At 72.6% G+C, this 11197-nt stretch carries 9 protein-coding genes, 1 rRNA gene and 1 pseudogene; 4 read left to right on the forward strand and 7 right to left on the reverse strand.

All coding sequences use genetic code 11. From position 1 onward, the window contains the following. Positions 1 to 16: 16 nt before the first annotated feature. The 4 genes from ACZ55U_RS06255 to ACZ55U_RS06270 form a co-directional block, all read right to left on the reverse strand. Positions 17 to 403, reverse strand: a complete 387-nt coding sequence (locus ACZ55U_RS06255; RefSeq protein WP_465522972.1) for a VOC family protein — start codon at positions 401 to 403, stop codon at positions 17 to 19. Positions 404 to 612: 209 nt separating this feature from the next. Continuing rightward, complete coding sequence (locus ACZ55U_RS06260; RefSeq protein WP_465522974.1) at positions 613 to 2244, reverse strand: LCP family protein; 1632 nt, start codon at positions 2242 to 2244, stop codon at positions 613 to 615. Further along, positions 2237 to 2692 carry a DUF6542 domain-containing protein gene (locus tag ACZ55U_RS06265; protein WP_465522976.1) on the reverse strand — a complete coding sequence of 152 codons (456 nt, stop codon included), beginning with the start codon at positions 2690 to 2692 and terminating at the stop codon, positions 2237 to 2239. The genes ACZ55U_RS06260 and ACZ55U_RS06265 overlap by 8 nt, the downstream gene beginning before the upstream one ends. Before the next feature lie 347 nt (positions 2693 to 3039). Then, positions 3040 to 3318 carry an RICIN domain-containing protein gene (locus ACZ55U_RS06270; RefSeq protein ID WP_465522978.1) on the reverse strand — a complete coding sequence of 93 codons (279 nt, stop codon included), beginning with the start codon at positions 3316 to 3318 and terminating at the stop codon, positions 3040 to 3042. Between ACZ55U_RS06270 and ACZ55U_RS06275 the strand changes: the two are divergent. Beyond that, positions 3319 to 3441 (forward strand): annotated as a pseudogene (locus ACZ55U_RS06275) (IS110 family transposase); the annotation flags it as partial. Positions 3442 to 3644: 203 nt separating this feature from the next. Beyond that, on the forward strand, positions 3645 to 4298 hold the full coding sequence (locus ACZ55U_RS06280) for an endonuclease domain-containing protein (RefSeq protein WP_465523010.1): 654 nt from the start codon (positions 3645 to 3647) through the stop codon (positions 4296 to 4298). Between the two features lie 13 nt (positions 4299 to 4311). Here ACZ55U_RS06280 and ACZ55U_RS06285 read toward each other — a convergent pair whose 3' ends face one another. Further along, positions 4312 to 5214, reverse strand: a complete 903-nt coding sequence (locus tag ACZ55U_RS06285) for a CAP domain-containing protein (RefSeq protein WP_465522980.1) — start codon at positions 5212 to 5214, stop codon at positions 4312 to 4314. A 136-nt stretch (positions 5215 to 5350) separates the two neighbouring features. Next, the gene (locus ACZ55U_RS06290; RefSeq protein ID WP_465522982.1) at positions 5351 to 8281 is read right to left on the reverse strand and encodes an AfsR/SARP family transcriptional regulator; all 2931 of its coding nucleotides are present in this window, start codon (positions 8279 to 8281) and stop codon (positions 5351 to 5353) included. Positions 8282 to 8416: 135 nt separating this feature from the next. Between ACZ55U_RS06290 and ACZ55U_RS06295 the strand changes: the two genes are divergently transcribed. Beyond that, positions 8417 to 9838: an AfsR/SARP family transcriptional regulator gene (locus tag ACZ55U_RS06295; protein ID WP_465522984.1), complete on the forward strand. Its 1422-nt coding sequence runs from the start codon at positions 8417 to 8419 to the stop codon at positions 9836 to 9838. A gap of 34 nt (positions 9839 to 9872) precedes the next feature. Here the strand turns inward: ACZ55U_RS06295 and ACZ55U_RS06300 are convergent, their stop codons facing one another. Next, on the reverse strand, positions 9873 to 10352 hold the full coding sequence (locus ACZ55U_RS06300; protein ID WP_465522986.1) for a hypothetical protein: 480 nt from the start codon (positions 10350 to 10352) through the stop codon (positions 9873 to 9875). Between the two features lie 757 nt (positions 10353 to 11109). On the opposite strand from ACZ55U_RS06300, the gene ACZ55U_RS06305 reads away from it, so the two are divergent. Beyond that, a 16S ribosomal RNA gene (locus ACZ55U_RS06305) occupies positions 11110 to 11197 on the forward strand; the annotation flags it as partial.

The following is an 11197-nucleotide window of genomic DNA, read 5'->3' on the forward strand; positions in this document are numbered from 1 at the left end:
GCGCCGCCGTTCGTGCCTACTGCTGGGGCTTGACCCACTCGACCAGCTCGATCGCCACCCCGTTCGGGTCGGTGATCTGGAAGAGCTTCTCGCCCCACGGCTCCTCGCGCAGCGGCAGGGTGATCGCGACCCCCTCCTCGCGCAGCCGCCGCTCCTCGGCGGCGACGTCCTCGACGACGAACGCCAGGATCACGCCGTCCGCGAGGCGGTGGCGCTGCTCCTCGGGCAGCACCTCGATTCCGCGCCGCAGGTAGACGACGGCCACCCCGCCGCCGGGGTGGACGAGCGAGACGAAGCCGTCGGCCGACATGTCCTCGGTGTAGCCGAAGTGCCGCTTGAGGAAGGCGGCGGAGGCGGTGACGTCCTCGACGGTCAGGGAGACGGCGGTCTTGGTGATCTGCAAGGAAGGACCCTCTCGTCGGTACTCGTAACGGCTGTCCCGTTATCCCGTACGCAGTACACTATACATAGTACGGAGAATTTCGCCAAGGGTTCCCGCAACGCGACGGCGCCCGCGTTCGAGCGCGGGGGGTGATCGGGTGCCGGGTACCGGGCCGAGGTCCTCGACGGAGGGGCGGCTCAGGGGCGGCTCAGGGGCGGCTCAGGGGCGGCTCAGAAGACGCAGGGGATGCCGCCGTCGGACTCCGCGTCGACCATGGGGCCCTGCTGGGGCACGTTGGTGTCCGGGGCGGGCGGGGCGTCGGCGGCGGGCTTGTCCCCGGCGGCGCCGGTGAAGGTGGTGCCGAGGGTGACGACGACGTGCTCGGCGGCCGTGGAGGCGGACTCGGTGGCGGTCACGCCGTAGCGGGCGGCGATCCGGTCGGCGGCCTCCTTGGCGCCCTTGCCGTAGGTGACGGTGGTGGTCTTCGGCCTGGTGCTCGCCGGGCCGGTCCTCCCCTCCTTGAACCCCATCGCGGCCAGCGCCTTGGCCTCCGAGGCGGAGGTGACGCCGGCGGCCGAGGAGGCGTTGAAGACGTCCACGGTGACGGACTTGGCGGCGGCCGGGGGCGGGGTCGTGGCCGACTGGGCGGGGGCCGCGGAGGCGGCGGGGGCGGCGGGGGCGGCGGGGGCGGCGCTCTCGTCGGTCGGGGCCGGAGCGGGGCTGGTGTCCGCGTAGCCGAAGAGCTGCTTGACGATCTTCTGGATCTGCGGCGGGCTGACGATGTTGACGTCCTGGCCGTTGACCCGCTTGAGCTCGGCCACCGGGAGGGTGCGGAACTCCGCGTTGCCGCCGGTGAGGTTGGGGGCCTGCTGGGCGAAGTCCAGGACGTTCCACTCGTTGTCGATGACGAGGTCCTTCTGCACCACGCCCATCAGCTCCTGCATCTTGCCGAGGTCGCCGATGACGCCCTTCTGCTTCAGGTTGTGCACGACGGAGGAGATGAAGGCCTGCTGGCGGTGGGTGCGGGCGAAGTCGCTGTCGTTGCCGTCGCCCCCGTCGAGGTTGTGGCGCTGGCGGACGAAGGAGAGCGCCTGCGAGGCGTTGAGCTTGTTGATGCCCTTGTGGAAGTCGGCCCCGGAGCCCTGCCCCTCCATGGCCGGGTCCTTGGTGTCGTGGGTGAGGCAGACCTCGATCGGCTGGAGCGCCTTGGCGATGTCGTAGAAGCCCATCAGGTTGACTTCGGCGATGTGGTCGACGGGCTGGTCGAGGAACTTCTGGACGGTCTGGATGGTCGCCGCGCGTCCGGCGTCGCGCCCGGCCTTCTCCAGGTCCGCGCCCTTGAGCCCCTTGGCCTGGAGGGCCGGGGTGGCCTTGTCCTTGGCCTCGCCGTACGCCTCCTTGATCTTGCGCATGCCGGCCTGCTTGCCGTCGGCGCCGTAGGTCATGACGTAGTCGTCGCGGGGGATCGAGACGGCCTGCACCTTGCCGCCGCTCGCCGGTATGTGCAGCAGGATCAGGGAGTTGGTGTTGTAGCCGCCGATGTCGGAGCTGTGGCCGGCGTGCAGCTCGTCCTGGACGAACTCGGGCGGGAGGTCCGTGCCGTCCATGTTCTTGCGGCTGTCCAGGCCGATCAGCAGCAGGTTGACCGAGTTGTCCAGGTGCTTGGGCGCGTTCTTCTTGGTCTCGGCGATGACGTTGGAGGTGGTCATCCCGTCGGTGAGCTGCTTGTACTCGTACCAGACCACCCCGCTGGCGGCGAACACCGCCAGCCCGACGGTGCAGGCCACCACCCGTCCCGCGATCAGCAGCGGGGAGGGGCGGCGGGTCCTGGTGCGGCGGCCGTCCCCGGCGTTGTCAGCCATGCTGCCTCCTCCTCGCCCGGACCAGCCGGACCGCGATCACGATGACGGCCGCGGCGGCGGCCTCGGCCATCACGGGAAAGCCGTGCACCACCCACTTCGCGGCGCCGGTGGCCAGGCCCTTGCCCAGGTACCGGTCGCGGTGGGCGGCCAGCTCGACGGCGACCGTCACTCCCAGGACGACCAGCGGGGAGGCGGCGAGCACCCACCACCAGCCGTTGCGGCCGCTCAGGGCGGCCGCGACGCCGGTGCCGAGCACCGCGCTCACCGCGAAGGCCAACCCCATGCCGGGGCCGGAGAGTTCGTCGACCACGGCGCCCGCGAGCGGCAGCCCGACGGCGGCGGCCGCGGGCAGTGCGGGGCCGCCGCGCAGGGGGCGCCCGGCGGGTCCGCCGTCCGCCGCCCGCCGCCGTGCTCCTTGGTCGGCTGACCGTCCTCGCTGCCCCGCCACGCCCTCACCCCCGCTGTTCCCGCGTTCCGTGCGCCACGGTGGCGCCTGCGCCGCTCGCCGTCCGTTCATCCCGAAGTCCGAACGTCCCGATGTCCTCACGTCGGACTGTCCGGCTGTCCGGAAGTCGGCTCATGGTGCTGCCAGTTCTGGACGCCGGTTCGGGGTGGCCGGTTCCGGTGCGGGCTTCGACCGCCCGCGGTCGGGGAGGGCGCTCCCGCTTCGCCTCTACACGGGTGTAGAAGTCGTACGCAGCATAGAGCACGCCTGTTCCGTGGCAAGTCCGGGCCCGAACGAGGACGGGCCCGGGCCGCTCGACGTCGGCGAGCGGCCCGGGCCCGGTGGTTCCGTCAGCCCAGCAGCCAGCGCTGGGCCGGGTCACCGGGGTCGCAGGTGGTGACCCTGGTGGCCTGGCCGAGGCCGGAGGAGCCGAGGCACTGCCCGGTGGCCGCGCTGCGGATCAGGTACCAGCCGCGGTCCGCGTCGGTCAGCCGCCACTTCTGGTTGGCCGACATCCAGTCACCGGCCGGACGGTTGAGGCCGTCCCAGCCGCCGGGGGTGTCCCAGAGCTGGACGGCCCCGGAGCCCCAGCTGTCCAGGTCGACGACCTTGCCCGAGCCGCCGTGCATTGCCCCGTCTCCAAGGCCTTCTACCGGCGCAAGCGCGACGAGGGGAAGTCCCACAAGCAGGCCGTCCTGGCGCTCGCCAGGCGGCGCCTGAACGTGCTCTGGGCCCTCATACGCGACCGCCGCACTGCCGCCAGCGCCAGCTGCCGCCGCGGCGTGAGCTGGCTCCCGAGAGCCACTCACGGCAGTTTGACAGCATCATTGGGAATCTCCTTCTGGGGTGGTGGGACGTGGGATCGGTTTGTCGGACCCTCCAGGTACCGTCGGTTGGGTCTTGGGACGGGAGAGGGCGCGAAGGACCGCGGAGGATGCGTCGCTTGGCTCAGAAAATGTGTGTCGGTCCCGCGTGTGATCGTCCGGGAACCCGCCGGAGCCTGTGTGCGGCCCACTACGCCCAACTGAAGCGGGGGGTGCCGCTGAGCCCGGTGCGGCGGAAGAAGGCGCGTGTTGTGTGTGGCTATCCGGGGTGTGAACTGATCGCGGAGGCAAACTCGCTCTGCAAACCCCACTTGCTCCAGCAATATCGTGACGGGCAGCTGAAGCCGCTCCGGGTGTGCCGGGTGGGTCCGGTGAGCGAGGCCTGTGAGGTCGTGGCAGGCGGTGGCCATGCACCCGACGATCTGCTCTGCAAGTGCACCGAGTGCGCTCGCGACTACCGCAAGCAGTTCCACCTGAGGTCCCGCTACGGCCTCTCGTGGGAGGAGTACACGGGACTGCTGGAGTTCCAGGGCGGGCGGTGCGGAATATGCGGGCGCACGGAGCCCGGAGGAAAAGGCGTCTGGCATGTCGATCACGACCACGGCTGCTGCCCCAAGTCGTCCGATTCCTGCGGACGGTGCGTGCGCGGCATCGTGTGCGACTCGTGCAACAGATCCGGACTCGCGTGGTACGAGCGGCTCCCGGAGCAGCTCCGCACCTTCGACCTTCTGAACGGCTACCTCGCCGATCCTCCGGCCGCGCGGTTCCGGGCTTTACGACAGTAGGAGGTCGGGGGTCTCAGGCCTTGACGAAGGTCTGCACGTAGCGGCCCCAGTTGTGGCCGCCCTGGCGGGGCGAGTAGCCGATGCCGATGCGGTTGTAGTCGCGGTTGAGGATGTTGTCCCGGTGGTGCGGGCTGTTCATCCACATCTGCATGGCCTCCGCCACGCTGTTGCCCGGGGTGACGTTCTCGGCGGCGGCCACGTTGCGGTAGCCGACGTCGCCGATGCGCGACCAGGGGGTGCTGCCGTCGGTGCCGTTGTGGTCGGTCAGGTCGTGCGCGGACATGTCGTTGGCGTGCCGCTGGGCGGCCGCGCTGAGGCGGTCGTCCAAGCTCAGCGGCGGGGCGCCCACCCGGCCGCGCTCGGCGTTGACGGCGTTCAGCATCTCCGTGCGGAAGTCGCCGCCGGGCTGCGGCTGGGGCTGCGGTTGTGGCTGGGGCTGCTGCCGGCCGCCGCCGCTGACGCCCCCGGCCGGGACGAGCTGCCAGCGCTGCGCCGGGTTGCGGTCGTCCTGCCGGGCCAGGGCGAGCGGGGAGCCCGGGGCGGCCGCGGTGAGGAAGAGCGGGCCCTCGTCGGTGCGGGTGGTGCGGATCCGGACCCAGTCGTTGTCGACGGGCTCGAAGGTCCAGTGCTGGTTGGGCCGGTTGTGCTCGTTGTACAGCCAGGTCTGGCCGATGGAGTAGTTGTAGTCCATGACCATGGCCTGGCCGCCCGGGTGCTTGCCGGTGGTCAGCTGGGTCTCCAGGAGGAAGCTGCCGTTCTCCTTGGCCCAGAAGGTCCAGCCCTGGGCGGTGGTGCCGTTGGGGCCCCAGGACTGGATGGCGGTGCCGGCCGAGGTCAGGCTGGAGCGGACGTCGGCGACCGTTCCGTTGGCGGACTTCAGGGTCCAGGTCTGGCCGTGCTGCGGGAGCGTGGGCATGGTTGCGCCTCTCGTCTGTGGTGCTGCCCCGGGCCGCCGCTGCTCGTGCGGCCCGGGGCCTGGCGGGAGAGACGTTCCCCGGTCGCGGTAGACGTCGGGTCAACGCGCGTAGCGCACAAGGCCGTTGATCCCGTGTCTACCGTTCCAGCAGCCCCCTGACCTGCGCCGCGTCCTCCGACAGCCCCAGCCGCTCGTACACCTCCAGGGAGTCGGACAGACAGGCCCGGGCCTGGCGCGGGCGGCCGAGGCCGGTGAGCGCGGTGCCGAGGGTGCGCAGCAGGGCGGCCTCCAGGGCGGCGCTGGTGCGGCGGGCGAGCGGGAGGACGGCCTCGGCGGCGTCGACGGCGAGCAGCCAGCGGCCGGCCTCGGCGTGGATGCGGGCGGCGAGGTCGCCGGCCGCGGCGGCGAAGACGGTGACCTGGAGGGTGGTGAACTCCTCGCGGGCGGCGACGGCGTGGGCGAGCGCTTCCTCCGGGTCGCCGCACAGCCGCAGCACCCGGGCGAGGTAGTAGCGGCCGGTGGCGGCGGAGACCGGGCCGGAGCGGCTCATCAGGTGGGCGCTGCGTTCGGCGGCGGCCCTGGCCTCGTCGAGGCGTCCGGTCTGGGCGGCGCTGAAGGCGAACTCGCCGAGCGCGCTGCCCTCGGCGCGCTGGGCGTCGAGGCGGTGGAACAGGTCGGCGGCGCGGCCGGCGTGCTCGGCCGCCTCGGCGTAGCGGCCGTGCATCCGGGCGTTGCTGCCGAGGGTGATCAGGGCCTTGGCGAGGACGCGCTCGGTGCGCTCGTCCTGTTCGGCGAGGGCGACGGCCCGGCGGATCTCCTCCTCGGACTCGGCGTAGTCGTTGATGTGCCAGAGCATGCTGCCGCGCAGGTAGCGGGCGAGGGCGAGCGGCCCGGGTTCGCCGCGGGAGGCCGCCTGTCGGGCGAGGTGTCCGGCGAGCTCGACGATGACGCCGGTCCGGGCGCGTTCGGGGAGGATGGCGCCCATCCGGTCGGCGAGTTCGGCGGCGCGGTCGAGCGGCAGGGCCGGGTCGGCGCAGGAGAGGGCGATGACGGCGGCGTGGACGTCGGCTTGGTCGCGCATCCAGCGGACGGCTTCGGTGCCGTCCGCGATCGTCCGGCCCGGGGCGGTGGCGGGGGCGCCGAGCAGGCTGAGTTCGGCCGGGTCGGCCTTGCGGGCCGCGCGGTCGGCGTTGCGGGCGGTGGCGAGGCAGAAGTCGAGCAGCCGGTCGAGGGCGGCGGTGCGTTCGGCGGGGCCGTCCTCGTCGGCGAGCCGGCCGCGGGCGTAGGCGCGGACGAGGTCGTGGTAGCCGTAGCGGCCGAAGCGGGGGGAGTGCAGCAGGTTGAGGTCGACCAGGGTTTCGAGCAGGTCGTCGGTCTCGGCCTCAGTGCGGTCGAGCAGGGCGGCGGCACAGGACAGCGGGATGTCGGGGGCGTCGGGCATCGCCAACAGGCGGAAGGCGCGGGCGAGTTCGGGATCCAGTCGGTGGTAGGAGAGCGCGAAGGTGGCTTCGACGGTGCGTTCGCCGTCGCTGAGTTCGGCCAGCCGGTGCTCGTGGCGCAGTCCTTCGGCGAGGGCGGCGAGGGTGAGCGCCGGGTCGGCGGCGAGCCGGGAGGCGGCGATCCGGACGGCCAGCGGCAGCAGCCCGCAGGCCCGGACGACCTCCTCGGCGGCGGCGGGTTCGGCGGTGACGCGTGCGGCGCCGACGATCCGGGTGAGCAGCTCCAGGGCCTGCTCGGCGGGCAGGGTGTCCAAGCGCATCTGGTGGGCTCCGGCGAGGCCGGCCAGCCGGTGGCGGCTGGTGACGAGGACAGCGCAGCCGGCCGAGCCGGGCAGCAGCGGTTCGACGTGGCCGGGGGTGGCGGCGTTGTCGAGGACGACCAGCACGCGCCGGCCGGCCAGGACGGAGCGGTAGAGCGCGCTGCGTTCCCCGGTGTCCGGTGGGACGTCGGCGGGGTCGACGCCGAGGGCGCGCAGGAACCCGGCGAGGACGGTGCCCGGGTCGGGCGGGGTGCGGTCCTCGCCGCGCAGGTCGGCGAAGAGCTGCCCGTCGGGGAAGCGGACGCGGATCTGCCGGGCGACGTGCACGGCGAGGGTGGTCTTGCCGACGCCGCCCATGCCGTCCAGGGCGGAGACGACGACGGCGCGCCCGCCGGCCGCGGAGAGCTGGTCGGCGAGGGTCTTGACCTCCTCGGTCCGACCGGTGAAGTCGGCTAGGCCGGAGGGGAGTTGGTCGGGGGTCTGCCAGCCGGTGGCGGTGGCGACGGGTTCGGCCGGGCCGGTGGCGGCGTGCGCGGGCAGCAGGGAGGCGTCCTCGCGCAGGATGCGCAGCTGGAGGTCGGCGGGGGCGCTCCTGCCGGGCGGGAGCCAGGCGCGGGCGTCCTCGTACACGGCCAGCGCCTCGGCTTTGCGGCCCGCCTGGTAGAGGGCGCGCATCAGGACGGCGGTGAGCCGGGGGCGGCCGGGGTGCTCCAGGGCGAAGGCGGCGATCGCCGCGGTGAGGTCGGGGCGGTCGCCGAGGTCGGCGTCCAGCTCCAGTGCCGTCTCGTTGGCCGAGATCCGCTGCTCGGTGAGGCGGGCCCGGACGGCCTCGGCGTGCGGCCCGGGCAGTCCGGCCAGCGGTTCGCCGACCCACAGCCGTTGGGCGCTCCGCAGCACCTCCCGGACCTCCTGCGGCGGCGCGTCGGCTTCCCGCAGCCGTTCGGCTTCGCCCAGCAGTGTCTCCCACGCGGTGGCGTCGACATCGGCCTCGGGCGCCCTGAGCGCGTAGCCGTCGCCGATCCGCACCAGCGGCAGCCGCTCCGGGTGGTCGCCGGTGTACGGCCGGAAGGCGCTGCGCAGCCGGGAGACGGCCAGCTGGACGGCCTTGCGCGGGTCGGCCGGCGCGGCCCCGCCCCACACGCCCTCGACCAGGACCGGGACGGAGACCGTCCGTCCAGCGGCGTCCAGCAGCATGGCGAGCACGGCCCGCTGCTGCGGCCTGCCCAGTTCCAGTTCCCGCCCCCCGTACCAGGCCCGCAGCGGCCCCAGCAGTCCGAACCGCAGCCCGGCTCCCCCCATGTCACCCATGTGTCCCGTCCCGAAGAGTCGTTCCGCACCGGTATTCCGCCACTTCCGTCCGGACAGCGGCGCCCCCATACCCCGGCGACCTATGCTCAGTCATCACAGATTGTGCACCGGAACGAGAGCTTCGAGGGGTGGGCCGTGCGGCTCGAATTCCGCGTGCTGGGGCCGCTGCGCGCCCGGTGCGACGGTCGGGAGGTCGATCTGGGCCGACCGCAGCAGCGAGCGGTGCTGGCCGCGCTGCTGCTCGCCCCGGGCCAGCTGGTGCCGACGGAGCGGCTGGTCGAAGGTGTGTGGGGAGAGGACGACGGTCGCTGGCCGAAGGATCCGGTCGGGCAGATCGGCACCCACGCGCACCGGCTGCGGCGCGCCCTGGGGGAGCCCGGGCTGCTGGTCGCGGTGGCCGGGGGCTACCGCTTGGCGGTGCCGCGCGAGTCGGTGGACCTGTTCCGCTACGAGGCCGCGGTGGCCCAGGCCGTCGCGCTGCGTCACCAGGACGCGTTCCGGGCCCGGGAGCTGCTGGTGGAGGCGCTCGGCATGTGGGACGGGTGCCTGGCCCTGGACGGGGTGCCGGGGGCGTTCGCCGAGCGGTCGCGGGAGCGGTTGGCCGCCGGGCGGTTCGCGGCAGTGAAGGCGCGGTTCGACCTCGACTTGGCGCTCGGGCGGCACGCCGAGGCGCTGGAGGAGCTGGCCGGGCTGGCGGCCGAGCACCCGCAGGACGAGGAGTTGCACCGGCTGCACCTGCTGGCGTTGCACCGTTGCGGCCGCACTCCGGAGGCGCTGGCCGAGTACGAGGCGCTGCGGGAGCGGCTGGACGGGGACCTGGGGCTGGAACCCGCCCCGGCACTGGTCGAGCTGGCCGAGCAGATCAGGCGGGGCGAGGCGCCGGTGGTCCCGCGGCGGCTGCCGAGGCCGCAGCAGCTGCCGCCGGACATCCCGGACCTGGTCGGTCGGGCGGCGCAGGCGCGGGAGGCCGAGCGGGCGCTGCGGGCGGGCGGCGCGTCGGTGCTGGGGCTGTCGGGGCCGGCGGGCAGCGGCGCCTCGGCGCTGGCGGTGCACGTAGCGCACCTCGTGCAGGACGCCTTCCCGGACGGGCAGCTGTACGCGGGCGGCGGCGAGGCGGGTGCGGTCCTCGCCGGGTTCCTGCGGGCGCTGGGAGAACGGCCGATGGTGGGCGCGGGCGTCGAGGAACTCGGCGCGCGCTATCGCGGGCTGCTCGCCGGGCGGCGGGTACTGGTGCTGCTCGACGGCGTGGCCGACCCCGGGCCGCTGCTGCCCGGGACGGCGGGCTGCGCCGCAGTGGTCGCGGGCGCGGAGCCGGGCGCGCTGCCCGAGGACGCCGTACGGCTGGCGGTGGGACCGCTGGAGCCACACGACGCCTACGAGCTGCTGGCCCGGATCATCGGCCCGGAGCGTGTCCGGCAGGAGCCGGACACGGCGGCGGAGGTGGCCGCGCTCTGCGGCCACCTGCCGGTGCTGTTGCGAGCGGCGGCGACGCGGCTCGCGGCCCGGCCGCGCTGGACGGTGGCCGACCTGGTCAGGTGGTTCACCGAGCGGGGCTGAGGGCTTCTTCTCGCGCGGACCTCTTTGGACCTCTTTAGTAGGGGTCCGAGCTGCGGAAGGTGTCCGTGACGATGCTCAGCTGGCGGGGCGTGACGTAGACGACCGAGAGGCCGCCCTTGGGGGCCACCACCAGGCTGGCGGTCGCCAGGGAACTGCTCTTGTACGTGCCACGGGCCCAGCAGATGCGGTTGCCTGCGCCGTAGACGACGAGGTTGCCGTCACCCTGCATGATCGCCTTCTGGCCGCAGCCCAGGGTTCCAGGAGCCGACCACACCGCCGTCGGGAACGACGTGGCGTACTTGTAGAGGACGAAGTTGCCGTCGCCCTGCATGTACAGCCGGGTGTCCTCGGATTCGAGGTAGTCGCCCGGGTAGAGCACCCCGGGCTCGCCCAACGTCGATCCGTATCCGGTGGCGGCCTGTGCGGTCCCGGTAGAGGAGATCGTCCCGGCCAGCGCCAGCATGCCGGCCGCTACCCCGATGGCCGTGCGTCGCAGCGTCTTCATCATCTTCATGTCCCCGTGGACCTCTCTCGTGCTGTCGGCTCTCGTGCTGTCGGCGGCCACGAGGCCTCGTGGCCGCCGCTGGGAAGGAGCATGGGCGGCGGCGGTAGACGAACGATGAACGTCGGCGTTTACCGCCGTCCGAGGGCGCCGCGCGTGGGGCCCGGGGGCCGGGGTCCGGGGCCTGGGGCCTGGGGCGTTTGGCGTCGGTCCGAAGGAGGAGTACTGTTCTCTAGTCGCTCGGCAGGGAGCACCGGACACGCATCTGCGCGGACGGTCCCGGGGCGGCCAATCCTCTGAAACACCACTTCCCGGTTCGGGCCGGGTCGCTTCGTCGTTTTCGCGTCGCGGCCTGGTGCGTATTCGGTGTGCGCGTTTATCGGGTTGCGGCCGGATTCGCTTTTCGGAGCGGAGATCGGCTAGAGTTTGAAACGTCGGACAGGGCGTCAAGCCCCGGAAGACACCGGCGAGTTGGATGAACGAAGCCCCGGAAACGGAGCGGAAAACATCTGATAAGCTGGAGACACGAAAGAACGAAGCCCGGAGGGCCTGCCGGAAGGCGGTTCGAAGGAAGCGTCCGTTCCTTGAGAACTCAACAGCGTGCCAAAAGTCAACGCCAGATATGTTGACATCCCCGGCCTTGATCTTCTGATCGGGGTTGGAGATTCCTTTTGAAATAACACTAGCGAGGACGCAGTGCGCGGGACCGCCTTATTCCGGTGGTTGCCGTGCCGCTCAACGCGAGTGTGGACCCGATTACGGGTAAACATTCACGGAGAGTTTGATCCTGGCTCAGGACGAACGCTGGCGGCGTGCTTAACACATGCAAGTCGAACGGTGAAGCCCTTCGGGGTGGA

The sequence above is a fragment of the Kitasatospora sp. NPDC034533 genome (genome assembly GCF_055575155.1).

Excerpts from the sequence above, each read along its gene's own strand:
- ACZ55U_RS06260 (WP_465522974.1), bottom strand. The coding sequence starts at position 2,244 with ATGGCTGACAACGCCGGGGACGGCCGCCGCACCAGGACCCGCCGCCCC.
- ACZ55U_RS06270 (WP_465522978.1), bottom strand. The coding sequence starts at position 3,318 with ATGCACGGCGGCTCGGGCAAGGTCGTCGACCTGGACAGCTGGGGCTCC.
- ACZ55U_RS06280 (WP_465523010.1), top strand. The coding sequence starts at position 3,645 with ATGTGTGTCGGTCCCGCGTGTGATCGTCCGGGAACCCGCCGGAGCCTG.
- ACZ55U_RS06285 (WP_465522980.1), bottom strand. The coding sequence starts at position 5,214 with ATGCCCACGCTCCCGCAGCACGGCCAGACCTGGACCCTGAAGTCCGCC.
- ACZ55U_RS06290 (WP_465522982.1), bottom strand. The coding sequence starts at position 8,281 with ATGGGTGACATGGGGGGAGCCGGGCTGCGGTTCGGACTGCTGGGGCCG.
- ACZ55U_RS06300 (WP_465522986.1), bottom strand. The coding sequence starts at position 10,352 with ATGAAGATGATGAAGACGCTGCGACGCACGGCCATCGGGGTAGCGGCC.